This window comes from Pseudomonas sp. KH_017 (assembly GCF_057840285.1).
In genome coordinates this window covers 5507494-5530840 of record NZ_CM174509.1, presented here as the reverse complement: position 1 = coordinate 5530840, position 23347 = coordinate 5507494, and the positions used below count along the sequence as shown (strand labels likewise).

The following is a 23347-nucleotide window of genomic DNA, read 5'->3' as shown; positions in this document are numbered from 1 at the left end:
TGTGCTTTGATGCGCCGACGCCTATCCCTGTAAAGAGGCTCGCTACTGCGTGAGGTGCGCTCATGAACCTGCAAGAGTTGAATGCGTATGCCATCGCCGGGAAGGTCGATGAGCTGAACCTGATCTCGATGGAGGGCGGCATCTACCTGCTGGAGGCGCGGATGCATGGCACGGCGTATCCCTTGAGCGATACGCACGGGCACATGATGAGCCTGCGTTCGGTGGAGCATGCCCGTGATGTGCTGCGCTCCTTTCCCAAGTTGCACTTCAACCTCGTGCACACGGTCGTGCATGACGAAATGTGCGGTCTGGTTGCCGATGTGGAGGAAAACCTGAAGGTGCCGATCGCCTGACGTCCCTCATCAATGGCATGACATCTGTGCTAGTCTGCTGGCCCTTTTGGTTCCGGGCGCTCCGGGACGCGCTGTGCACGCATGGCAAGTTCCCGAGCCGTCCGCACAGCGGAGCAGTGTCATGTCCGAAGTAAATCTGTCCACCGACGAAACCCGCGTCAGCTACGGTATTGGCCGTCAGCTGGGCGACCAACTGCGCGACAACCCGCCACCGGGCGTAAGCCTGGACGCGATCCTGGCAGGTCTGACCGACGCATTCGCCAGCAAGCCAAGCCGTGTGGGCCAGGAAGAAATGTCCGCCAGCTTCAAAGTCATCCGCGAAATCATGCAGGCCGAAGCTGCAGCCAAGGCTGAAGCGGCTGCTGGCGAAGGCCTGGCCTTCCTGGCTGAAAACGCCAAGCGTGACGGCATCACCACTCTGGCTTCCGGCCTGCAGTTCGAAGTGCTGACCGCTGGTGAAGGCGCCAAGCCATCCCGTGAAGACTCCGTGCGTACTCACTACCACGGCACCCTGATCGACGGCACTGTGTTCGACAGCTCCTATGATCGCGGCCAGCCTGCAGAATTCCCGGTTGGCGGCGTGATCGCCGGCTGGACCGAAGCCCTGCAACTGATGAACGCCGGCAGCAAATGGCGCCTGTACGTGCCGAGTGAACTGGCATACGGCGCTCAAGGCGTTGGCAGCATCCCGCCGCACAGCGTACTGGTGTTCGACGTCGAACTGCTCGACGTTCTGTAAGACCCGGCCCGATATGACGTCGGGCTAATGTGGGAGCGGGCTTGCTCGCGAAGGCGGTGGGTCAGTCAACGTTTCTGTGACGGAACATCCGCTTTCGCGAGCAAGTCGGATCGCCGCACCGCCGCTCCCACAGTTTTTTATGGTGTTTCATATTTCGATCTTGTGGTGCAGTTCACTGTGCGGGCGCAACGCCCGGGCATAGCAGAACAGAAACAGATTACGCACCAGTTCCTTGAGCACCACCGGCTCGCTGGAACTCAGGCCATTGAGGTCAAGATCACCCTGGTCCTGCAGTTCGCTCAAGGCTTCCTCTTCCAACACCGCACAGACTTCCCCGGTTTCCCGATGCAGGATCCTGAGGTAAGGGTGTGGGCGGTCCAGCCAGGCATCGATCAAATAAGTCATGGTTCTCATCTCCACTGAAGGTTTGATGAGAATAATTCTTATTCATTAAATAGCAAGGGCCTATTGGCGGTTTGCGTTTTTTTCCGGGTAAAGATTGCGTCAGGTCAAAACGACTGGCGTTTGGCTATTGCGAGGATTTACTGGGCGAAACGGGGGAGGGTGAGGCGCCATCCCACGCCGGGCGCGGGATGGACAACAGCAGGTTCAGACTTTTCTGACGAACTCGGACTTGAGTTTCATCGGGCCGATGCCGTCGATCTTGCAATCGATGTCGTGATCGCCATCGCACAAGCGGATGTTCTTGACCTTGGTGCCGACCTTGACCACCAAAGACGTACCCTTGACCTTGAGGTCCTTGATCACGGTGATGGTGTCGCCGTCCTGCAGGACGTTGCCGACCGAATCCTTTTTCACTGCGTCATCGGACACAGTTTCGGCTTCACCGCTGGCGGACCATTCGTGGGCGCACTCGGGGCAGATCAGCTGGGCGCCGTCTTCATAGGTGTATTCGGAATTGCATTTTGGGCAGGGTGGCAACGTGCTCACTAAGGCTCCTTGGATTCAGGATCGCTAAAAAGCGCACATTGTATAGGGTTTTAGCAGGGAGGGGGGGGCGCGTGGAAAAACCTGTGGGAGCGGGCTTGCTCGCGAAGACGGAATGACATTCAACATCTCTGTCGACTGTTACGCCGCATTCGCGAGCAAGCCCGCTCCCACAAGGGATATTCGTGGTCAGTGCGTACGCGCGACCGCGAACTCGCTCAACTCGACCAAGGCATCGCGATATTCGCTGGCAGGCAGCGCTTCGAGGCACTTGATCGCGCGGGCCACATAGTCACGGGCCAGTTGCGCGGTGTAATCCAGCGAGCCCGAGGCTTCCACGGCTTCGCGGATGCTTTCCAGGTCTTCGATTCCGCCTTTCTGGATCGCCTTGCGCACCAGGGCGGCCTGTTCCGGCGTACCTTCGCGCATGGTGTAGATCAGCGGCAGGGTCGGCTTGCCTTCGGCCAGATCGTCACCGACGTTCTTGCCCAGGGTTTCGGCGTCGCCTTTGTAATCGAGCAGGTCATCGACCAGCTGGAAGGCCACGCCCAGGTGATCACCGAAAGTACGCAGGGCTTCGGCCTGTTCCGGCGAGGCTTCGCACAGGGCTGCAGCACTGTGGGTCGAGGCTTCGAAGAGCATCGCGGTCTTGCCGCGGATGACTTCCATGTAGGTTTCTTCGGTGGTGCTGGCGTCACGAACCTTCGACAGTTGCAACACTTCGCCTTCAGCGATGATGCGCGTGGCTTGCGAAAGGATCTTCATCACTGGCATCGAGCCCAGCTCGACCATCATTTCGAAGGAGCGCGAATACAGGAAATCACCCACCAGCACGCTTGGCGCGTTGCCCCACATGGCGTTGGCGGTCGAGCGGCCACGGCGCATGCCGGACATGTCGACCACATCGTCATGCAGCAGGGTAGCGGTGTGCAAAAACTCGATGGTCGCGGCCAGCAGGCGCAGGTCATCGCCTTCGCGACCCAGGGCCTTGCCACACAGCAGCACCAATAAAGGACGCAGGCGTTTACCGCCGGCCGAGGTGATGTAATCGCCGATTTTCGATACAAGCGGCACGCGCGAAGTCAGCTGCTTCTTGATGATGCCGTCGACGGCGCTAAAATCGTCCGCCACCGCGCGGTAGAAAGCTTGGGGTTGCATCAGCGACAGTCGCTCCAGAAGGGTTGCGCGGCATGCTAGGACCCACGTCCGGGCCTGTCAAGGCGCGATGGACGGCCCCTTGCAAGGCGCTCGTGCCTTGCGTACAATCGCGCACCCTGAACTTCCTGGGCAGCACCTGCCTTACGCAATTGCAAGCGGGCCTCCAGCCCCATGCAGCCATGCCAGCCAATACCTCTTCTTATAAAGAGCTGGGTGAGCAGGATTATCGGAGAAATACCATGTCTTATGCAGTAATCGTTACTGGCGGCAAGCAGTACAAAGTCGCCCCAGGTGAATACCTGAAGATCGAAAAACTGGAAATCGCTACCGGCGAATCCGTTACCTTTGATCGCGTTCTGTTGGTTGCCAACGGTGACGACGTGAATATCGGCGCTCCAGTTGTTGCTGGCGCTACCGTTGTGGCTGAAGTGATCTCCCAAGGTCGTCACGATAAAGTCCGCATCATCAAGTTCCGTCGCCGTAAGCACCACATGAAGCGTATGGGCCACCGCCAGTGGTACACCGAGATCAAAATCACCGGTATTCAGGCTTAATTACAGCCTAATTCCTCACTAGGAGAATTGAACTCATGGCACACAAAAAAGCTGGTGGTAGTACCCGTAACGGTCGCGACTCAGAAGCCAAACGCCTTGGCGTGAAGATGTATGGCGGCCAGGCTATCAAAGCAGGCAACATCATCGTGCGTCAGCGCGGCACCCAATTCCACGCTGGCTACGGCGTTGGCATGGGTAAAGATCACACCCTCTTCGCTAAAGTCGAAGGCGTGATCAAGTTCGAAGTAAAAGGCGCCTTCGGTCGTCGTTACGTGAGCGTAGTCGCAGCTTAATTGCGCGATCGCTGGAAAAGCCCTGTCTCGCGACGGGGCTTTTTCGTTTGTGGGGTGAGTCTCTTGCAAAGCTGTTTGTATGGGCTGTCGGCGTACGATGTAGGTGTCGTGGTTTAGGGGCGCTGCGCTCATTTTTGCAAGAGTCTTATGTCTTGATTGTTTTTCGGCTCGTCCGTATGGCGAGAGGCGTTTGTTATGAAGTTTGTTGATGAAGTATCGATTCGCGTAAAGGCTGGTGACGGCGGCAATGGCGCCATGAGTTTCCGTCGGGAAAAATTTATCGAGAACGGTGGCCCGAACGGCGGTGATGGCGGTGATGGCGGTTCCATCTACATGATGGCCGACGAAAACCTCAACACCCTGGTGGACTACCGTTACACCCGGCACTTCGATGCCGAGCGTGGCTCCAACGGCGGCAGCACCGACTGCACCGGCAAGAAGGGTGAAGACCTGATCCTGCGCGTTCCGGTCGGCACCACGGTGATCGACTCCGCGACTCAGGAAGTCATCGGCGACCTGACCAAGGCCGGTCAGAAATTGATGGTAGTGCAGGGCGGCTGGCACGGTCTGGGCAACACCCGTTTCAAATCCAGTACCAACCGTGCGCCGCGCCAGACCACTCCGGGCAAGCCGGGTGAGCAGCGCGACCTGAAGCTGGAAATGAAAGTGCTGGCTGACGTAGGTCTGCTGGGTTTGCCGAACGCCGGTAAAAGTACCTTTATCCGTTCGGTTTCGGCTGCCAAGCCGAAAGTTGCCGACTACCCGTTCACCACGCTGGTGCCGAACCTGGGTGTGGTCAGCGTCGATCGCTGGAAGAGCTTCGTCATTGCCGATATTCCGGGTTTGATCGAGGGTGCTTCCGAAGGTGCTGGTCTGGGCATTCGCTTCCTCAAGCACCTGGCGCGTACGCGTCTGTTGCTGCACCTCGTGGACATGGCGCCGCTGGATGACGCCAGCGCACCGGATGCCGCTGAAGTGATCGTCAACGAGCTCATCAAGTTCAGCCCGTCCCTGGCAGAGCGTGATCGCTGGCTGGTCCTGAACAAGTGCGACCAGATCCTTGATGAAGAGCACGATGCACGCGTCAAGGAAATCGTTGATCGCCTGGAATGGACGGGTCCGGTCTACGTGATCTCGGCCATCTCCAAGCTCGGTACCGAGCGTCTGTGCCACGACATCATGCGTTACATGGAAGATCGTGCTGATCGCCTGGCCAATGACCCGGCCTACAAGGAAGAGCTGGCCGATCTCGATCAGCGCATCGAAGACGAAGCTCGCGCGCAACTGCAGGCGCTGGATGACAAGCGTGCCCTGCGTCGCAGCGGCGTGAAGTCGGTCCACGACATCGGCGACGATGATTGGGACGAAGAAGATGTGGATGACGAAGACGGTCCGGAAATCATTTACGTGCGTGACTGATTCGTTGCGATAAACTTAAGCGCCGCTCAATCGAGCGGCGTTTTAGTATCTGGAAATCGATTGTTGGTCACGAATAACCACGAATAACGTCACGGGCAGTGCTAGGTCGTGCTGCCCTCAAGCTAAGGTTGAAGATGATGCGGAGCAAGGTGACAGGTGCGCAGCGTTGGGTCGTGAAGATCGGCAGCGCTTTGCTGACGGCGGACGGCAAAGGCCTGGATCGCGCGGCAATGGGTGTCTGGGTTGAGCAGATGGTGGCCTTGCATGAGGCGGGTGTCGAGCTGGTGCTGGTGTCCTCCGGGGCGGTGGCGGCCGGCATGAGCCGTTTGGGCTGGACCTCGCGACCCAGTGCGATGCACGAGCTTCAGGCTGCCGCCGCAATCGGCCAGATGGGGTTGGTGCAGGCCTGGGAGTCGAGCTTTGCCGAGCATGGCCGGCATACCGCGCAGATTCTCCTGACTCACGACGACTTGTCCGATCGCAAGCGCTACCTGAACGCCCGCAGCACTTTGCGCGCACTGGTCGAGCTGAAAGTCATTCCGGTGATCAACGAAAATGACACGGTAGTCACCGACGAAATCCGTTTTGGCGACAACGACACTCTGGCAGCGCTGGTGGCCAACCTGGTCGAGGCGGATTTGCTGGTGATCCTGACGGATCGCGACGGCATGTTCGATGCCGACCCGCGCAACAATCCGGATGCCCAGCTGATTTACGAGGCGCGCGCCGATGATCCGGCGCTCGACGCGGTGGCGGGCGGCACCGGTGGTGCGCTGGGTCGTGGTGGTATGCAGACCAAATTGCGTGCTGCGCGCCTGGCGGCCCGTTCCGGTGCTCACACCATCATCGTTGGTGGGCGCATCGAGCGTGTGCTGGACCGCCTCAAGGCGGGCGAGCGTATCGGCACCTTGCTGTCGCCGGAGCGCGGCATGCTGGCGGCACGCAAGCAGTGGCTGGCCGGTCATCTGCAAACCCGTGGCACCCTGGTGCTGGATGCTGGTGCGGTGATCGCGTTGTCCCAAGGCAACAAGAGCTTGCTGCCGGTAGGCGTCAAATTGGTGCAGGGCAGCTTCCGCCGCGGTGAGATGGTGGTCTGCGTGGCGCCGGACGGTCGTGAGATTGCCCGTGGCCTGGCCAACTACAGTGCGCTGGAAGCGCAAAAAATCATTGGTCAGTCGTCCGAGGCGATTGTTGGTCTGTTGGGTTATATGGCGGAGCCGGAGCTGGTTCACCGCGATAACCTGATCCTGGTTTGAAGGAATACCTGAATGCGTGTGGCAAAAGGATTGTTGGGGCTATTGCTGGCGATGCCGCTGCTGGCTTCGGCCGAAGAGATCGGTCAGGTGTCGACGGTGTTCAAGTTTGTCGGGCCGAATGATCGGATCGTGGTCGAGGCTTTTGATGATCCCAAGGTCGACGGCGTGACCTGCTATCTGTCGCGCGCCAAGACCGGAGGGGTGAAAGGTGGTCTTGGATTGGCCGAGGATCGTGCCGAAGCGTCTATCGCTTGCCGACAGGTCGGGCCGATCAGCTTCAAGGGTGAGCTCAAGGATGGCGACGAGGTGTTCAAGGAGCGCACGTCCCTGGTGTTCAAGACCATGCAGGTGGTGCGCTTCCTTGACAAGAAGCGCAATACACTGGTGTATCTGGTGTATAGCGATCGCCTGATCGAGGGTAGCCCGCAGAATGCGGTAACGGCGATTCCGATTTTGCCGTGGGCGCACGCTCAGTAATTTCACGCAAATCAAACTGTGGGAGCGGGCTTGCTCGCGAATGCGGTGTGTCATTCAGCATAAATGGCGACTGACACGGCCTCTTCGCGAGCAAGTCGGATCGCCGCGCCGCCGCTCCCACATTTTTTTGCGTCGAAATCACTGAATCGCAGGCAATAAAAAACCGACCCTGAGGTCGGTTTTTTAATGAACGAGTCGCTTAGGCAGCAGCGGCAACGTTCAGGGCCTTGACGTGGCCATTCAGGCGGCTCTTATGACGAGCGGCCTTGTTCTTGTGGATGATGCCTTTATCGGCCATACGGTCGATAACTGGCACAGCCAGAACGTAAGCGGCTTGAGCTTTGGCAGCGTCTTTTGCGTCGATGGCCTTAACTACATTCTTGATGTAGGTACGAACCATGGAACGCAGGCTGGCGTTGTGGCTGCGACGCTTCTCAGCCTGTTTTGCACGTTTTTTGGCGGAAGGTGAGTTGGCCACCGTCGAGCTCCTCGAAAGACTTTTTAGGAAATAGCAAACAAAATAGGCCGCGAATCATGCCGATGAGTTGAGGTCTTGTCAAGGGCGGTTGAGACGTTCCGCTAAGTGGTAGGTGAAGCAAGCTTGGAGATTTCTTTCCAGCGTGCGACCTGTAAACTCGCGAGCTTTGGCTCTGTGCTGTTGCGGCGCGGAGTATCGCATAAGTAGGCGCGTAGTTCGCCTGCTGTTTATCGACAGGCACAAACTCTTTCCATGAATCTGCTCAAATCGTTGGCCGCCGTCAGCTCTATCACGATGCTTTCCCGGATTTTGGGATTTGTTCGGGACACCCTCATCGCGCGCGCATTTGGCGCGGGAATGGCGACCGACGCCTTCTTTATCGCCTTCAAACTGCCCAATCTGCTGCGGCGGATATTTGCCGAAGGGGCGTTTTCCCAGGCGTTCGTGCCAATTCTTGCCGAATATAAAAGCCAGAAGGGTGAAGAGGCGACGCGTACGTTCATTGCCTACGTCTCGGGCCTGTTGACGCTGGTGCTGGCGCTGGTCACGGCGTTGGGCATGATCGCCGCGCCGTGGGTCATCTGGGTGACCGCGCCGGGTTTCACTGACACGCCGGAAAAATTCGAACTGACGTCCAGCCTGCTGCGGGTGACCTTTCCCTACATCCTGCTGATTTCCCTGTCGTCGCTGGCCGGCGCGATCCTCAACACCTGGAACCGCTTTTCGGTGCCAGCCTTCGTGCCGACCCTGCTCAATGTCAGCATGATCATATTTGCGGTGTTTCTGACGCCGTACTTCGATCCGCCCGTAATGGCGCTCGGCTGGGCGGTACTGGTCGGCGGCCTGGCGCAGTTGCTCTATCAGCTGCCGCACCTGAAAAAGATCGGCATGCTGGTACTGCCGCGCCTGAACCTGCGCGACACCGGCGTCTGGCGTGTAATGAAGCAAATGCTGCCAGCCATCCTCGGTGTCTCGGTGAGCCAGATTTCGCTGATCATCAACACCATCTTCGCTTCGTTCCTGGTTGCCGGTTCCGTGTCGTGGATGTATTACGCCGACCGTTTGATGGAGCTGCCGTCCGGCGTGTTGGGCGTGGCGCTGGGGACGATTCTGCTGCCGACCCTGGCCAAGACCTACGCCAACAAGGATCGTCACGAGTATTCGCGCATCCTCGACTGGGGCCTGCGCCTGTGCTTCGTATTGGTGCTGCCTTGCTCCCTGGCATTGGGGATTCTGGCGGAGCCGCTGACGGTTTCTTTGTTCCAGTACGGCCAGTTCAATGCGTTTGATGCATCGATGACCCAGCGTGCCTTGATCGCCTACTCGGTCGGGTTGCTCGGAATTATTGTGGTCAAAGTGCTGGCCCCTGGCTTTTATGCGCAACAAAACATCCGTACACCGGTAAAAATTGCGATTTTCACCCTGGTGGTCACCCAGTTGTTCAACTTGATGCTGATCGGCCCCCTGGCTCACGCGGGCCTGGCCTTGGCGATCAGTGCCGGCGCCTGTCTCAATGCCGGGTTGCTGTTCTATCAACTGCGCAAGCAGCAGATGTACCAGCCGCAGCCGGGCTGGGCGAAGTTCACTTTGAAGTTGCTGGTCGCGGTGGCAGTGATGTCCGCGGTACTGTTGGGTACGATGCACTTCATGCCGGCCTGGGATCAGGGGCATATGCTCGAACGCTTCTTGCGTCTGGGGGCATTGGTGGCGGCGGGTGTGGTGGCTTATTTCGGCATGTTAGTGTTGATGGGCTTCCGTTTGCGCGACTTCAATCGCAAGGCGCTGGGCTGAGGTTCTGGCCTTGATATACACGGGCGAGCCGGCGGTTTTGTCGGCTCGATCACTTTGGGTTACGGTGTTGCCTGTCGTCGGCCGCCGGGTGTGGTTATAATCGACCACTTTATGAGCAAGAAGCGCGTTATGCAGCTGGTTCGAGGCCTCCACAATCTGCGCCCCCAGCATCGGGGCTGTGTCGCCACTATTGGCAACTTTGACGGTGTGCACCGTGGCCACCAGGCTATCCTGGCGAGGCTGCGTGAGCGCGCGCTCGAGTTGGGCGTGCCCAGTTGCGTGGTGATTTTCGAGCCGCAGCCGCGCGAGTTCTTCGCTCCGGACACCGCGCCGGCCCGTCTGGCCCGCCTGCGGGACAAGCTGCAATTGTTGGCCGCCGAAGGCGTCGACCGTGTTCTGTGCCTGGCGTTCAACCAGCGCCTGAGCAAGCTCAGCGCCAGCAAGTTCGTCGATACCATTCTGGTGGATGGCCTTGGCGTCCAGCACCTGGAGGTCGGGGACGACTTCCGTTTCGGCTGTGATCGCGCGGGAGATTTCGATTTCCTGCAACAGGCCGGCATCGTTCAGGGTTTTACCGTCGAAGCGGCGCAAACCGTCGAGCTGGATGGCATCCGGGTCAGCAGCACGCAGGTCCGCAATGCCCTGGCTGCCGCGGATTTCGCCCTGGCCGAACGCCTGCTCGGGCGGCCGTACCGGATTGCCGGTCGCGTATTGCATGGCCAGAAGCTCGCCCGGCAGTTGGGTACGCGCACCGCCAACATACAACTCAAGCGTCGTCGCGTGCCGTTCACCGGGGTTTACCTGGTGGATGTCGAGATCGACGGCAAGACCTGGCCCGGCGTCGCCAACATTGGCGTGCGGCCCACGGTTCAAGGTGATGGCAAAGCCCACCTGGAAGTGCATCTTTTAGATTTTGCCGGCGATCTGTATGACCGGCGTTTAACGGTGGTTTTCCACCACAAGCTGCGTGAAGAGCAGCGTTTCGCCTCTCTGGAGGCGTTGAAAACGGCGATCAACGCGGATGTCGCCGCCGCCCGTGCACTAGCCGCACCTAGCGCCCATCGCTAATGAAGAGCCTTAAATGACCGACTATAAAGCCACGCTAAACCTTCCGGACACCGCCTTCCCAATGAAGGCCGGCCTGCCCCAGCGCGAACCGCAGATTCTGCAGCGCTGGGACAGCATTGGCCTGTACGGAAAGTTGCGCGAGATTGGCAAGGATCGTCCGAAGTTCGTATTGCACGACGGCCCTCCGTACGCCAACGGCTCGATTCACATCGGTCATGCGCTGAACAAGATTCTCAAGGACATGATCATCCGCTCGAAGACCCTGTCGGGCTTCGACGCGCCTTATGTCCCGGGCTGGGACTGCCACGGCCTGCCGATCGAGCACAAAGTCGAAGTGACCCACGGCAAGAACCTGGGTGCGGACAAGACCCGCGAACTGTGCCGGGCCTATGCCACCGAGCAGATCGAAGGGCAGAAGTCCGAGTTCATTCGCCTCGGCGTGCTGGGCGACTTCGCCAATCCGTACAAGACCATGGACTTCAAGAACGAGGCTGGTGAAATCCGTGCCTTGGCCGAAATCGTCAAGGGCGGTTTCGTGTTCAAGGGCCTCAAGCCTGTGAACTGGTGCTTTGACTGCGGTTCGGCCCTGGCCGAAGCGGAAGTCGAATACGAGAACAAGAAGTCCTCGACCATCGACGTGGCGTTCCCGATTGCCGATGAAGCCCAACTGGCTGCCGCCTTCGGTCTGCCATCGCTGGCCAAGCCTGCCTCGATCGTGATCTGGACCACCACCCCGTGGACCATCCCGGCCAACCAGGCGCTGAACGTTCACCCGGAATTCAACTACGCCCTGGTCGACGTCGGCGACAAGCTGCTGGTGCTGGCTGAAGAGCTGGTCGAGTCGTGCCTGGCGCGCTACTCGCTGGAAGGTTCGGTCATTGCGACCACCACCGGTAAAGCGCTGGAACTGATCAACTTCCGTCACCCGTTCTACGACCGTCTGTCGCCGGTTTACCTGGCCGACTACGTTGAACTGGGCGCCGGCACCGGTGTGGTTCACTCCGCTCCGGCTTATGGCGTGGACGACTTCGTGACCTGCAAGAAGTACGGCATGGTCAACGATGAAATCCTCAATCCGGTACAAAGCAACGGCGTTTACGTGCCGTCGCTGGAATTCTTCGGCGGCCAGTTCATCTGGAAGGCCAACCCGGCCATCGTCGACAAGCTGACCGAAGTCGGTGCGCTGCTGCACACCACCATCATCGAACACAGCTACATGCACTGCTGGCGCCACAAGACCCCGCTGATCTATCGCGCCACCGCGCAGTGGTTCATCGGCATGGACAAGCAGCCGACCACCGGCGACACCCTGCGTCAGCGCTCGCTCAAAGCCATCGAAGAAACCCAGTTCGTTCCGGCCTGGGGCCAGGCGCGCCTGCACTCGATGATTGCCAATCGTCCGGACTGGTGCATTTCCCGTCAGCGCAACTGGGGTGTGCCGATCCCGTTCTTCCTGAACAAGGAAAGCGGCGAGCTGCACCCTCGCACCGTCGAGCTGATGGAAGAAGTCGCCAAGCGCGTTGAAGTCGAAGGCATCGAGGCCTGGTTCAAGCTGGACGCCGCCGAGTTGCTGGGCGATGAAGCGCCGCAGTACGACAAGATCAGCGACACCCTGGACGTCTGGTTCGACTCGGGCACCACGCACTGGCACGTCCTGCGCGGTTCGCACCCGATGGGCCACGAAACCGGCCCGCGCGCCGACCTGTACCTGGAAGGCTCGGACCAACACCGTGGCTGGTTCCACTCGTCGCTGCTGACCGGTTGCGCCATCGACAACCACGCACCGTATCGCGAACTGCTGACTCACGGCTTCACGGTCGACGAGTCCGGCCGCAAGATGTCCAAATCCTTGGGTAACGTGATTGCGCCACAGAAAGTCAACGACACCCTGGGCGCCGACATCATGCGTCTGTGGGTCGCTTCGACCGACTATTCAGGCGAAATGGCGGTTTCCGAGCAGATCCTGCAACGCAGTGCGGACGCCTATCGGCGTATCCGTAACACCGCGCGCTTCCTGCTTTCGAACCTGACCGGCTTCAACCCGGCCACCGACCTGCTGCCGGCCGAAGAAATGCTGGCTCTGGACCGTTGGGCCGTAGACCGTACTCTGCTGCTGCAACGCGAGCTGCAAGAGCACTACGGCGAATACCGCTTCTGGAACGTGTACTCGAAGATCCACAACTTCTGCGTGCAGGAACTGGGCGGTTTCTATCTCGATATCATCAAGGACCGTCAGTACACCACTGGCGCCGACAGCAAGGCCCGCCGTTCGTGCCAGAGCGCGCTGTTCCACATCTCCGAGGCGTTGGTACGCTGGATCGCGCCGATCCTGGCGTTCACCGCCGACGAACTGTGGCAGTACCTGCCGGGCGAGCGTAACGAGTCCGTCATGCTCAACACCTGGTACGAAGGCCTGACCGAATTGCCGCAAGGCTTCGAGCTGGATCGCGCTTACTGGGACCGGATCATGGCGGTCAAGGTCGCGGTCAACAAGGAAATGGAAATCCAGCGTGCGGCCAAGGCTGTCGGTGGCAACCTGCAGGCCGAAGTGACGCTGTTCGCCGAAGACGCGCTGACCGCCGACCTGGCCAAGCTGAGCAACGAACTGCGCTTCGTGCTGATCACGTCGACCGCCAGTGTTGCGCCATTGGTGCAGGCACCGGCCGATGCCGTGGTCACCGAAGTCAGCGGCTTGAAGCTGAAGATCGTCAAGTCGAGCCACGCCAAGTGCGCCCGTTGCTGGCACTGCCGTGAAGACGTCGGCGTGAACCCGGAGCATCCGGAAATCTGCGGTCGTTGCGTGGATAACATCAGCGGCGCTGGCGAGGTCCGCCACTATGCCTAATGCCGTTGGCCGTTTCGGACGGCTGAGCTGGCTCTGGTTGAGTTTGCTGGTACTGGTCATCGACCAGGCCAGCAAGTTCTACTTCGAAGGCAAGCTCGAGATGTACCAGCAGATCGTAATCATCCCCGATTACTTCAGCTGGACCCTGGCCTACAACACTGGCGCGGCGTTCAGCTTCCTGGCTGACAGCTCCGGCTGGCAGCGCTGGCTGTTCGCGTTGATCGCTGTCGTGGTCAGTGCGGTGCTGGTGGTGTGGCTCAAGCGTCTGGGGCGCAACGAAACCTGGCTGGCGGTTGCGCTGGCACTGGTGCTCGGCGGTGCGCTGGGCAATCTGTATGACCGCATTGCCCTGGGCCATGTGATCGATTTCATTCTGGTGCATTGGCAGAACCGTTGGTATTTCCCGGCGTTCAACTTTGCCGACAGTGCGATCACTGTAGGCGCTGTCATGCTGGCACTGGATATGTTCAAAAGTAAAAAGACCGGAGAAACCGTTCATGACTGATCAGGTATTGGCTGAGCAACGCATCGGCCAGAACACGGAGGTCACCTTGCATTTCGCATTGCGCCTGGAGAACGGCGACACGGTGGACAGCACCTTCGATAAAGCCCCGGCCACCTTCAAGGTCGGTGACGGCAACCTGTTGCCAGGTTTCGAAGCGGCCCTGTTCGGTTTCAAGGCCGGTGACAAGCGTACGCTGAGCATCGAGCCGGAAAACGCTTTCGGCCAGTCCAACCCGCAAAACGTGCAGATCATCCCGCGCTCCCAGTTCCAGGACATGGAACTGTCGCCTGGCTTGCTGGTGATCTTCAACGATGCGGCCAATACTGAATTGCCGGGCGTGGTGAAAGAGTTCGATGACGCGCAAGTGACCGTCGACTTCAACCACCCGCTGGCGGGCAAGACGTTGACCTTTGACGTGGAAATCATTTCCGTCAAAGCGCTGTAACTGACCGAGCACGGTCAAAATGTGGGAGCGGGCTTGCTCGCGAATGCGGTGTGTCAGTCAGCAAGAATGTTGGATGTGATGACGCCTTCGCGAGCAAGCCCGCTCCCACACTGGTTTTTTCTCTGTTTTCGATATTTCTTGCGCGCAAGACACGAGGCACAGCATGCAAATCAAACTCGCCAACCCCCGTGGCTTCTGTGCCGGTGTGGACCGGGCGATCGAAATCGTCAACCGCGCCCTGGAAGTCTTTGGACCGCCGATCTACGTGCGCCACGAAGTGGTCCACAACAAATTTGTCGTCGAAGACCTGCGCTCCCGTGGTGCGATTTTCGTCGAAGAGCTGGATCAGGTGCCGGACGACGTCATCGTGATCTTCAGTGCCCACGGCGTTTCCCAGGCCGTGCGCAGCGAAGCGGCTGGTCGTGGGCTGAAAGTGTTCGACGCCACCTGCCCGCTGGTGACCAAAGTCCACATCGAAGTGGCGCGTTACAGCCGTGACGGCCGAGAGTGCATTCTCATCGGCCACGCCGGTCACCCGGAAGTCGAAGGCACCATGGGCCAGTACGATGCCGGCAGTGGTGGCGCGATCTACCTGGTCGAAGACGAGAAAGATGTCGCGGCGTTGCAGGTAAGGAACCCTGAAAAGCTCGCCTTCGTGACCCAGACCACCTTGTCGATGGACGATACCAGCCGTGTTATCGACGCTCTGCGTTCGCGCTTTCCGGCCATCGGTGGACCGCGCAAGGACGACATTTGCTACGCCACGCAAAACCGTCAGGACGCGGTCAAGCAACTGGCCGACGAGTGCGACGTGGTGCTGGTGGTCGGCAGCCCGAACAGCTCCAACTCCAATCGCTTGCGCGAATTGGCAGAACGCATGTCCACTCCGGCCTACCTGATCGACGGTGCCGAAGACCTGCAAAAGAGCTGGTTCGATGGCGTCGAGCGTATTGGCATCACTGCTGGCGCATCCGCCCCGGAAGTCCTGGTGCGCGGCGTGATCCAGCAGTTGCAGGCCTGGGGTGCCACCGGTGCCGATGAGCTGGCCGGTCGCGAGGAGAACATCACGTTCTCGATGCCTAAAGAACTGCGCGTTCGCTCGTTGCTCTGAACTTATTCCTTTTTTCGCATAACGGATGCTCAGCCTTGTCGCTACGCAGGCTGACGCGACCGGTCCGGGCCAACACCACTTGATGTTGGCTTACCGGTTCGCGAACTGCGCAAATGTGTAATGTCCCTCCAAACAGTGGCTCGCCCTGACCTCTGAAGCGTATTGAGCTTTCGACCGGACTGTTCCCCACAATCGACATGCGTGCGCCGCTCTGGCGTTCGGCCAGCAGTGGATTGTTGCTGTCCATATCCCCCTTGCCGCTGATATCCAGAATGATCTGCCAGCCTTGGCTCCAGTCGCCATTGATGCCGTGAATCACAACGGCGTGGTTGCGGACGATGGCTTCGCTCCGGGCGGTGCGAATACCACTGAAAAGGGCCTGGGCCGCTTGCTCTCTTTGGTTCGACTCGACCAGCGTTGCGAACGCTGGACTGACCAAATGCAGAACAATTCCTGTAATTGCCAGTCCCATGAGCAGTTCGATCAGGCTGAAGCCTTGTTGCCGCATGACATATCCCTCCGTGGCGTGCTGTGGCTCGCACAATCCCTGCGCGAGAAATGGCAGCGCAAACACACTGCATCGCTCGAATGTTGTGCCGCGCAAGAGCAGGTATAGCCGAAGGAAACAGAAGGCCCCGATGGATCATCCTACAAAAGGTTTCACGCTGATCGAGTTGCTGGTCGCGCTCGCGATCCTTCTGATTCTGTTGACTCTGGCTGTCCCGGCGTTTACTCGCTCGACACAAACTACGAGGGCTGATACTGAAATCGCTGATCTGCGACGAGCCCTGAATTTTGCCCGGCTCGAAGCCATCGATCGGGGCAATACCACACGGTTGCGCCCGACGGCCGGTGGGGATGTCTGGAGTGGGGAGCTGGCGGTTTACGACGGTACTGGCGCTTTGGCCAATGTATTACGGGTTGTTCCGCCGATGAGCAGCGGCGCAACTCTGACGCTAACCTCTGGCGTCACGGCCATCGATTTCAACAGCCTGGGCGGATTGTCATCACCGTCCACAGAGGTGCTGATCAGCTATGGGCGGGGAGCACAAAGCAGGACGCTGACAGTGTGTTTGAACGGACGAATTCTATTGGGTGGAAGTTGCGGATGAGGGCATGGAGCAAACGTACGCAGGAAGGTATGACGCTGGTCGAAGTCCTGGTGGCATTAGTCATTCTGGGAGTGGGCCTGTTGGGGGCGGCGGCGTTTCAGCTCAATGCGCTGAAGTACACGGACAGCGCGCGCATGATCAGTCAGGCCAGCTTTATCGCCTACGACATGATGGACCGCATTCGCGCCAACGCCGCTGCGGACTACACCATTGCGCCGCCGGCTTCGGGCAACCCGGACGTTACCCGGGATCAGGACCTGTTTGACTTCAACGCCAACATTGTCAGTTCACTCGGCGCCACCGCGACGGGCAGTGTCAGCGTCAATCAGCAGGTGTACACCATCACAATTACCTGGGACGACTCACGGGCTGCGAAGGCTGTCGACTCTCGGCGCATTTTCGTCCTGAGCAGTCGCGCGGCCATTGATCCGGTGGTGATCCCGTGAGTCGCCGCAGCAGGGGGTTCAGCCTGGTCGAGTTGCTGATCGCCCTGGCATTGAGTCTGATTGTGGTGCTGGGCGTGGTGCAGGTTTTCATTGCGGCCAAGAACACTTATCTCAGCCAGAATGCCGCCGCGAACATGCAGGAGGACGCACGTTTCGTGTTGAGCAAAATGATTCAGGAAGTCCGCATGGTCGGGATGTTCGGTTGTCTGGAAACGATCACCGATTCAAGTGAGCAAGGTGATTTCCATGCCAGTCAGCTAACGCCGATTCGTTGGGACAATGGCGGCCGCAGATTGACGCTGGTTACGGCGGATGTCGGCGGTAATGGCGGCAAGCCGGACTGGACCGTGCTTTCCGATTGTCGAACCAGTTCGACGGCCTACAGTGAAGGTCGGACGTCAGTGGCGGGGCAACTGGCCTTTCCGATCCGGCGGCTGATTTACAGCTTCAGCAACAACCAACTGCTTATGAAGAGCGGGGCCGCAGCACCCCAGGTCTTGGTGGACAACGTAAGCGCTTTCGAAGTGAGCTTCGGCCTGGCCAGCACGGCCACTGATCTGGCTGCTTCGCGCTACAGCAGCAACCCGCCGGATCCCGCGCTGATTCGTAGCGTTCGCCTGAACCTGACCCTCACCGATCCGAACCACCGGGTGAGCGATCAAACCTTCAATGTGGTTGCCGCTCTGCGCAACCGCTTGCCATGAGGGAGTGCCAATGAATCGTTCTCCCATGATGTATTACACCCAACGCGGTATGGCACTGTTGGTCAGTCTGGTGTTCTTGCTCTTGCTGACGTTGATTGGTCTTTCATCGATGCAGAGCGCCACCTTGCAGGAAAAAATGGCCGGTAGCGTCGCCTTGCGCAACCAGTCGTTCCAGAGTGCCGAAGCCGCATTACGGGTGGGCGAGGGTACGGTGCAACTGGACAGTTATGCGCTACCTGTTTGCAGCGGCATCGTGCAATGTGCACCACCGTCCGAGTCTTCGACTATTACCGCTGCCGGTTTCAACGCCTCTTCCGGAGTGACCTGGATTGCATCGGGCAAGGGCTTTTATGGCGTGCAAAACATCGGTGTCAGCCAAAATGCGGTGAATGTGCCAATCAATACCCCGGCGACGTTGTATCGGGTAACGGCAGTCGGCATCGCGGGTCATTCGCGCAGCGTGGTGGAGAGCATCTATGCGAAGTACTGAGCGACGTGTCAGGTTATGGTCACAACTGTTCGGTATCGCCGTTGCGCTTGACCTGTCGATCTCGGCGCACGCTGCCACATCAGCGGATTCGCCCGCGCTGAACCGGCCAACCTGTCTGGCCAATGGCAACTGGTACGGTTTTTACCAAGGTAATCAGGGGTTGAAGGCCGTCTGCCTGAAGCTGCCCGAGGCGATCAGCGTTAAGATGCTCGACAGCAACGCCGATGGAGTGGTCGACAACAGCGACACACTGTCCGATGGCGTGATCTTTATCGGCGAGCATTCGACCCAGGACGCCAGCGACAATGGCGGGGCCGTGAACGATTCCACTGGCGACGGTACTGCGGGGATGGAAAAATCCGGCGGCAGCCGTCGCATCATGTGGCGACAAATACAGTGAGTGAGAATTGATGCATGCGTAGTTCCAACCGCGGTTTTACCCTGATCGAAATCATGATCGTGATTGCGATCATCGGTATTGTCATGACCATTGCTGCCCCGAGTCTCACCGAATACATGAACAAGGGCCGTCGCGCAGAAGTGGCCGGTCTGCTCTCGGAGCAGGCGCAACTACTGGAGCGCTTCTACTCGCAGAAAAATGCCTATACCGATGCGACGGGCCTCAGTGCCGGCAATGATTACTACAGCATCACTCCGAGCCTGACCGACCAGACCTTTCTGCTGACGGCGGTGCGCAAGGCTGACTCGAGCATGGCCACTGACAAGTGCGGTGATCTGACCATCACCAACACCGGTGTGCTCGGTATGGTCAACGCGAAATCGGGCCTGACCAGCAAAGACTGCTGGGGGCGCTGAGTTTCTTTTTCGGGTGCCTTTTGTACCCTCTGTCTATTTAACGATTGGATCAGAACATGACCAGGCAACAGCAAGTGGTGATTGTCGGCGGTGGGGTGATTGGATTGCTGACGGCGTTCAATCTCGCCTCCGAAGTGCAAAGCGTTGTGCTGCTGGATCGCTCGAACGTCGGTCAGGAGTCGTCCTGGGCCGGTGGTGGCATCGTTTCGCCGCTTTACCCGTGGCGCTACAGCCCGGCGGTCACCGCGTTGGCTCACTGGTCCCAGGACTTTTATCCACAGCTGGGCGAGCGCTTGTTTGCCGCCACCGGTGTTGATCCTGAAGTGCACACCACCGGTCTGTACTGGCTGGATCTGGATGACGAGGCTGAAGCGCTGGCATGGGCCGCCCGGGAAAATCGTCCGCTTAGCGCGGTGGATATTTCGGCGGCACACGACGCCGTACCGGTGCTGGGCAGCGGTTTTTCCCGGGCGATCTACATGGCCGACGTCGCCAACGTGCGCAATCCGCGTCTGGTGAAATCTCTCAAGGCCGCGTTGCTGGCGCTGCCGAACGTGACGATCCATGAGCAGTGCGAAGTCAGCGGATTTGTTCGTGATGGCAACAAAGTGGTCGGCGTACAGACCTCCACTGGTACTGTCCTGGGCGATCAAGTTGTCCTGACGGCGGGGGCCTGGAGCGGTGATTTGCTCAAGTGTCTTGATCTGACGCTGCCGGTCGAGCCGGTGAAAGGGCAGATGATTCTCTACAAGTGTGCGGCGGATTTCCTGCCGAGCATGGTCCTGGCCAAGGGCCGTTATGCGATTCCCCGGCGCGACGGGCACATACTGATCGGCAGTACGCTGGAGCATGAAGGCTTTGACAAGACGCCGACCGGGTCGGCACTGGAAAGCCTGAAGGCGTCCGCGGTGGAATTGATCCCGGCGCTGGCCGATGCCGAAGTGGTGGGGCATTGGGCCGGATTGCGCCCGGGATCACCCGAGGGCATTCCTTACATCGGCCCGGTGCCGGGGTTTGACGGGCTCTGGCTCAACTGCGGGCATTACCGTAACGGGCTGGTGCTGGCGCCGGCGTCATGCCAGCTGTTTGCCGATGTGATGCTGGGCCGGGCGCCGATTATCGATCCGGCACCTTATGCGCCTGCCGGAAGACTTTAAAGCCTCAATCCAATCCCAACTTCTTGAGCCTGTAGCGCATCGACCTGAATGACAGATTCAACCGCTGAGCCGCCGCCGTGCGGTTCCAGCGGGTTTCCTCCAGGGCCTGGAGCAGCAGTTGGCGCTCGACGTTTTCCAGGTAGGTTTCCAGATTGTCGATCCGGGTCAGGTCCGGCACGCAACCCTCCGCCCCACAGTTGCCTTCAGCCAGGCGCAGGTCGCCGGCTTCGATCTGTTTGTTCTCACACAAGGTGTGCGCCCGTTCGAGCATGTTTTCCAGTTCCCGCACATTGCCCGGGAAGCGATAGCTTTTCAGCGCAACGAGGGCTTGGGGGTGGAGTCTCGCGGCAGGTTGACCGGTATCGGCGGCCAGGCGCTTGAGTATGTGGCTGGCTAGCAATTCGATGTCATCACGACGCTCGCGCAAGGGCGGCACCGGGAGTTCGATCACGTTCAAACGGTAGTAAAGATCATGACGAAATCGCCCGGCGGCGACTTCGGCGCCAAGGTCCTTGTGCGTGGCGCAGAGAATACGCACATCCACTGCCACTTCCTGCTGCCCGCCGACGCTGCGTACGGCTTTTTCCTGAATCGCGCGCAGCAGTTTGACTTGCATGGTCAGCGGCAGGTCAGCCACTTCGTCGAGGAGCAGGGTGCCGCCGTGTGCAGTCTGGAACAGGCCGGATTTGTCTTCGATGGCGCCGCTGAAACTGCCTTTGCGATGGCCGAAAAACTCGCTCTCCAACAGTTCCGAGGGAATCGCCGCGCAGTTGATCGCAATGAACGGCTGATTGGCGCGGGGGCTTTGATCATGGATCAGGCGCGCAACCAACTCCTTGCCGCTGCCGGATTCTCCGCTGATGTATACCGTCGCATGGCTGCTGGCCAGTTTATTGATGTGTTTGCGCAGGTTGCGCATGGGCAATGAGTCGCCCAGCAAGCATCGATCAATGCCGCCCCCGCGGGCAGGAACCAGCAGGGCGCTGGTGACCAGTTCACGCAAGCGCGTAAGGTCCACCGGTTTGGTCAGGAAGTCGAATGCCCCGGCCTTGAGCACATTGATTGCGGTTTCGAGGCTGGCATAGGCGGTGATCATCGCCACCTGGACCTGGGGGTGGCGTTGCTGGATGTGCTGCACCAGCTCCAGGCCGGTACCGTCCGACAACTGCATGTCGGTCAGGCATAGATCGAAGGTTTCGCGTTTCAGCAGGGATTGCGCTTCGCCGACGTTGCGGGCGTTGAACGTCTCCAGCTTCATCCTTCCCAGGGTGATTTCCAGGAGTTCGCGAATGTCCGGCTCGTCATCGACGATCAAGACTTTTTGTCGGGGTCTCGTGTTCAACGTGGGGTTCGTCCGTGAGCATAGGTCATGCAAAAGCAGCCGCTTTCCTGGCGTGCTTTGAAGTCTAGGCGGGACAGAATGCTTTCGCCCGGCTGGCCGGACAGATAAAGCCCCAGGCCTTTGATATGGCGGGCTGGGGCTTCATTATCGAGTATTTCCAGTGATTTCAGGTCGAGCCGTAGCGGCGACATTTGCTCGCGGCGCAGCAGGTGCAGGACGTTTTCGATTACCCGGTTCATTCGCAGAGAGTGATCTTGAATAATCTGCGTCAGACGTCGATCGATGCCTTTCAGTTCCTTGGGCGCGCGCGATAGTTCTCAATCGGCCGCCATTTCAGGTGAGGTGTCAGCGGCCTTTGGAACCTTTGTCTTGCTCGAGATGAGCCTGGCTGCAATACCATTGCTGGTCGAGGCTCAGTGCGCGGTCACGGGGCAGGTGAACGCCGCAATGGGCGCAACGGACCATTGGCGCCGCTTCCCGTTCGGCAGGGGGCTTGGGGGTGGAGGCCTGCCCCTTGAATTTGCGCCAGAACCATACTGCAGCGGCAATCAGGGCAATCCAGAACAATAAACGAAGCATGGTGAGCTGCTTTTTGATTGATGAAGCGGCAGTTTAGCCAAGGACCAGACAGGCGCACAGTGTAATAAAGCGCTGAAATAAAAAAGGGAGACTCGAAAGTCTCCCTTTTTGCACAACCCGGGGTGTCAGTCGAACACGCCGAAGGTCATGTAGCTGAACCACGAACGGTCGCTGTCGTTGCCTTGCGCTTCGTGATTTTCTTCTTCGAGCGCTTCGCCATTGTCGTCTTTAGGCTTGAGCTCGCTCGGGATTGCGTCCTTGGCGTCCTGGAACTGCTTCTGCACGTCCTGGTTGGCGCGGGTTTCGCCCGGTGGCAGCGGCGGACGGGACTCGATCAGGCCCAGGGTCGTCTTGCTCAGCCACGAACGGTTGTCGGCTTCGGCCACGGTCGGTACGAACTGACCGTCTACCAGCGTCGGGTGGTTCGGGTAGTTGAGCTTCAGGGTTTCCAGGCTGGTGGCAGCCAGTTCGTCCAGGTGCAGGCGCTGGTAGGCCTCGGTCATCACCGCCAGGCCGTCGCCGACCGAAGGAGTTTCCTGGAAGTTTTCCACCACGTAACGACCGCGGTTCGCGGCGGCGACATAGGCCTGACGGGTCAGGTAGTAGTCGGCCACGTGAATTTCGTAGGCCGCCAGCAGGTTGCGCAGATAGATCATGCGCTGCTTGGCGTCTGGCGCGTAGCGGCTGTTCGGGAAGCGGCTGGTCAGCTGGGCGAACTCGTTATAGGAGTCGCGGGCGGCGCCCGGGTCACGCTTGGTCATGTCCAGCGGCAGGAAACGCGCCAGCAGGCCGACGTCCTGGTCGAAAGAAGTCAGGCCCTTGAGGTAGTAGGCATAATCGACGTTCGGATGCTGTGGGTGCAGACGAATGAAGCGTTCCGCAGCGGACTTGGCCGCTTCTGGCTCGGTGTTCTTGTAGTTGGCGTAGATGAGTTCGAGTTGCGCCTGATCGGCATAGCGACCGAACGGATAACGCGATTCCAGAGCCTTCAGCTTGGTGATGGCACTGGTGTAGCTACTGTTGTCCAGGTCATTTTGAGCCTGTTGGTACAGCTCGACTTCACTGAGGTTTTCGTCTACGACTTCCTTCGATGAGCAAGCAGCGGTCAATGCGAGGATGGCGATCAGCAGCAGGTGTTTCACTTGCATGGCGGCTTGCGTCCCTATGACGGCCGCTGTCTTGGGCGTGGCCGTCCTGTTATGATGAGCGCCCCGTTGAATAGCCTCGGGGCAAAAGACGCCGTATTTAACCACAAGCGCGC

28 protein-coding genes and 1 pseudogene are annotated in these 23347 nt (G+C 59.2%); 20 read left to right on the top strand and 9 right to left on the bottom strand.

The window, feature by feature from the left end:
* The first annotated feature begins 62 nt into the window (after positions 1 to 62).
* Together AC3IT6_RS25205 and bamJ are read left to right on the top strand one after the other, a co-directional pair.
* A complete protein-coding gene (locus AC3IT6_RS25205) occupies positions 63 to 353 on the top strand; it encodes a DUF6482 family protein (protein WP_150727028.1) in 291 nt (96 codons plus the stop codon).
* A 121-nt stretch (positions 354 to 474) separates the two neighbouring features.
* Complete coding sequence (gene bamJ, locus AC3IT6_RS25200; RefSeq protein ID WP_223449013.1) at positions 475 to 1092, top strand: BamJ family beta-barrel-assembly machinery protein; 618 nt, start codon at positions 475 to 477, stop codon at positions 1090 to 1092.
* A gap of 147 nt (positions 1093 to 1239) precedes the next feature.
* On the opposite strand, the gene AC3IT6_RS25195 is transcribed toward bamJ, so the two are convergent.
* The 3 genes from AC3IT6_RS25195 to AC3IT6_RS25185 form a co-directional block, all read right to left on the bottom strand.
* A complete protein-coding gene (locus AC3IT6_RS25195; protein ID WP_008052059.1) occupies positions 1240 to 1497 on the bottom strand; it encodes a PA4570 family protein in 258 nt (85 codons plus the stop codon).
* A gap of 204 nt (positions 1498 to 1701) precedes the next feature.
* Entirely contained in the window at positions 1702 to 2043 is a 342-nt protein-coding gene (locus AC3IT6_RS25190) for a zinc ribbon domain-containing protein YjdM (RefSeq protein ID WP_150773391.1), read from the bottom strand.
* Positions 2044 to 2229: 186 nt separating this feature from the next.
* On the bottom strand, positions 2230 to 3198 hold the full coding sequence (locus AC3IT6_RS25185) for a polyprenyl synthetase family protein (RefSeq protein WP_150727030.1): 969 nt from the start codon (positions 3196 to 3198) through the stop codon (positions 2230 to 2232).
* Positions 3199 to 3437: 239 nt separating this feature from the next.
* Here AC3IT6_RS25185 and rplU point away from each other — a divergent pair, with 239 nt between their 5' ends.
* The 5 genes from rplU (at position 3438) to AC3IT6_RS25160 (ending at position 7197) form a co-directional block, all read left to right on the top strand.
* Entirely contained in the window at positions 3438 to 3752 is a 315-nt protein-coding gene (rplU, locus tag AC3IT6_RS25180) for a 50S ribosomal protein L21 (protein WP_003176051.1), read from the top strand.
* A 35-nt stretch (positions 3753 to 3787) separates the two neighbouring features.
* Positions 3788 to 4045: a 50S ribosomal protein L27 gene (gene rpmA / locus AC3IT6_RS25175; RefSeq protein WP_003281574.1), complete on the top strand. Its 258-nt coding sequence runs from the start codon at positions 3788 to 3790 to the stop codon at positions 4043 to 4045.
* 195 nt (positions 4046 to 4240) lie between these two features.
* Positions 4241 to 5464: an Obg family GTPase CgtA gene (gene cgtA / locus AC3IT6_RS25170; RefSeq protein ID WP_008052064.1), complete on the top strand. Its 1224-nt coding sequence runs from the start codon at positions 4241 to 4243 to the stop codon at positions 5462 to 5464.
* A gap of 137 nt (positions 5465 to 5601) precedes the next feature.
* On the top strand, positions 5602 to 6720 hold the full coding sequence (gene proB / locus AC3IT6_RS25165; RefSeq protein WP_150727089.1) for a glutamate 5-kinase: 1119 nt from the start codon (positions 5602 to 5604) through the stop codon (positions 6718 to 6720).
* Between the two features lie 12 nt (positions 6721 to 6732).
* Positions 6733 to 7197 carry a CreA family protein gene (locus AC3IT6_RS25160; protein WP_008022496.1) on the top strand — a complete coding sequence of 155 codons (465 nt, stop codon included), beginning with the start codon at positions 6733 to 6735 and terminating at the stop codon, positions 7195 to 7197.
* Between the two features lie 199 nt (positions 7198 to 7396).
* Here the strand turns inward: AC3IT6_RS25160 and rpsT are convergent, their stop codons facing one another.
* Positions 7397 to 7675, bottom strand: coding sequence for a 30S ribosomal protein S20 (gene rpsT, locus AC3IT6_RS25155; RefSeq protein WP_007970922.1), 279 nt, complete (start codon positions 7673 to 7675; stop codon positions 7397 to 7399).
* Positions 7676 to 7927: 252 nt separating this feature from the next.
* On the opposite strand from rpsT, the gene murJ reads away from it, so the two are divergent.
* The 6 genes from murJ to ispH all read left to right on the top strand — a co-directional run bounded on the left by murJ (position 7928) and on the right by ispH (position 15440).
* Positions 7928 to 9466 carry a murein biosynthesis integral membrane protein MurJ gene (murJ, locus tag AC3IT6_RS25150; RefSeq protein ID WP_489353476.1) on the top strand — a complete coding sequence of 513 codons (1539 nt, stop codon included), beginning with the start codon at positions 7928 to 7930 and terminating at the stop codon, positions 9464 to 9466.
* Positions 9467 to 9595: 129 nt separating this feature from the next.
* Positions 9596 to 10534, top strand: a complete 939-nt coding sequence (gene ribF, locus AC3IT6_RS25145) for a bifunctional riboflavin kinase/FAD synthetase (RefSeq protein WP_489353475.1) — start codon at positions 9596 to 9598, stop codon at positions 10532 to 10534.
* Positions 10535 to 10547: 13 nt separating this feature from the next.
* Entirely contained in the window at positions 10548 to 13379 is a 2832-nt protein-coding gene (gene ileS / locus AC3IT6_RS25140; RefSeq protein WP_489353474.1) for an isoleucine--tRNA ligase, read from the top strand.
* On the top strand, positions 13372 to 13884 hold the full coding sequence (gene lspA / locus AC3IT6_RS25135; RefSeq protein WP_223449009.1) for a signal peptidase II: 513 nt from the start codon (positions 13372 to 13374) through the stop codon (positions 13882 to 13884). The genes ileS and lspA overlap by 8 nt, the downstream gene beginning before the upstream one ends.
* A gap of 7 nt (positions 13885 to 13891) precedes the next feature.
* Positions 13892 to 14329 carry an FKBP-type peptidyl-prolyl cis-trans isomerase gene (gene fkpB, locus AC3IT6_RS25130; protein WP_191624921.1) on the top strand — a complete coding sequence of 146 codons (438 nt, stop codon included), beginning with the start codon at positions 13892 to 13894 and terminating at the stop codon, positions 14327 to 14329.
* 163 nt (positions 14330 to 14492) lie between these two features.
* Complete coding sequence (gene ispH / locus AC3IT6_RS25125; RefSeq protein WP_150754973.1) at positions 14493 to 15440, top strand: 4-hydroxy-3-methylbut-2-enyl diphosphate reductase; 948 nt, start codon at positions 14493 to 14495, stop codon at positions 15438 to 15440.
* On the opposite strand, the gene AC3IT6_RS25120 is transcribed toward ispH, so the two are convergent.
* Positions 15409 to 15948 carry a GspH/FimT family pseudopilin gene (locus AC3IT6_RS25120; RefSeq protein ID WP_489353473.1) on the bottom strand — a complete coding sequence of 180 codons (540 nt, stop codon included), beginning with the start codon at positions 15946 to 15948 and terminating at the stop codon, positions 15409 to 15411. The genes ispH and AC3IT6_RS25120 overlap by 32 nt on opposite strands.
* A gap of 130 nt (positions 15949 to 16078) precedes the next feature.
* Between AC3IT6_RS25120 and AC3IT6_RS25115 the strand changes: the two genes are divergently transcribed.
* The 7 genes from AC3IT6_RS25115 to thiO are packed head-to-tail and all read left to right on the top strand — an operon-like array spanning position 16079 to position 20165.
* Positions 16079 to 16552 carry a GspH/FimT family pseudopilin gene (locus AC3IT6_RS25115; protein ID WP_489353472.1) on the top strand — a complete coding sequence of 158 codons (474 nt, stop codon included), beginning with the start codon at positions 16079 to 16081 and terminating at the stop codon, positions 16550 to 16552.
* The gene (gene pilV, locus AC3IT6_RS25110; RefSeq protein WP_489353471.1) at positions 16549 to 16998 is read left to right on the top strand and encodes a type IV pilus modification protein PilV; all 450 of its coding nucleotides are present in this window, start codon (positions 16549 to 16551) and stop codon (positions 16996 to 16998) included. The genes AC3IT6_RS25115 and pilV overlap by 4 nt, the downstream gene beginning before the upstream one ends.
* Entirely contained in the window at positions 16995 to 17702 is a 708-nt protein-coding gene (locus AC3IT6_RS25105) for a PilW family protein (protein ID WP_489353470.1), read from the top strand. Before pilV ends, AC3IT6_RS25105 begins: the two co-directional genes overlap by 4 nt.
* A gap of 10 nt (positions 17703 to 17712) precedes the next feature.
* The gene (locus tag AC3IT6_RS25100; protein ID WP_489353469.1) at positions 17713 to 18192 is read left to right on the top strand and encodes a pilus assembly PilX family protein; all 480 of its coding nucleotides are present in this window, start codon (positions 17713 to 17715) and stop codon (positions 18190 to 18192) included.
* The gene (locus AC3IT6_RS25095; RefSeq protein ID WP_489353468.1) at positions 18179 to 18592 is read left to right on the top strand and encodes a hypothetical protein; all 414 of its coding nucleotides are present in this window, start codon (positions 18179 to 18181) and stop codon (positions 18590 to 18592) included. The genes AC3IT6_RS25100 and AC3IT6_RS25095 overlap by 14 nt, the downstream gene beginning before the upstream one ends.
* A 14-nt stretch (positions 18593 to 18606) precedes the next feature.
* Positions 18607 to 19008, top strand: coding sequence for a type IV pilin protein (locus AC3IT6_RS25090; RefSeq protein WP_223449002.1), 402 nt, complete (start codon positions 18607 to 18609; stop codon positions 19006 to 19008).
* A gap of 56 nt (positions 19009 to 19064) precedes the next feature.
* Positions 19065 to 20165, top strand: a complete 1101-nt coding sequence (gene thiO, locus AC3IT6_RS25085) for a glycine oxidase ThiO (protein ID WP_150754967.1) — start codon at positions 19065 to 19067, stop codon at positions 20163 to 20165.
* A 4-nt stretch (positions 20166 to 20169) separates the two neighbouring features.
* Here thiO and AC3IT6_RS25080 read toward each other — a convergent pair whose 3' ends face one another.
* The 4 genes and pseudogenes from AC3IT6_RS25080 to AC3IT6_RS25065 form a co-directional block, all read right to left on the bottom strand.
* The gene (locus AC3IT6_RS25080; RefSeq protein WP_489353467.1) at positions 20170 to 21507 is read right to left on the bottom strand and encodes a sigma-54-dependent transcriptional regulator; all 1338 of its coding nucleotides are present in this window, start codon (positions 21505 to 21507) and stop codon (positions 20170 to 20172) included.
* Positions 21504 to 21824, bottom strand: a pseudogene (locus AC3IT6_RS25075) (hypothetical protein); the annotation flags it as partial. The pseudogene AC3IT6_RS25075 and the gene AC3IT6_RS25080, both read right to left, overlap by 4 nt.
* 28 nt (positions 21825 to 21852) lie before the next feature.
* Positions 21853 to 22086: a PP0621 family protein gene (locus AC3IT6_RS25070; RefSeq protein ID WP_150727047.1), complete on the bottom strand. Its 234-nt coding sequence runs from the start codon at positions 22084 to 22086 to the stop codon at positions 21853 to 21855.
* 125 nt (positions 22087 to 22211) lie between these two features.
* On the bottom strand, positions 22212 to 23234 hold the full coding sequence (locus AC3IT6_RS25065) for an outer membrane protein assembly factor BamD (protein WP_223448999.1): 1023 nt from the start codon (positions 23232 to 23234) through the stop codon (positions 22212 to 22214).
* Positions 23235 to 23347 lie beyond the last annotated feature (113 nt).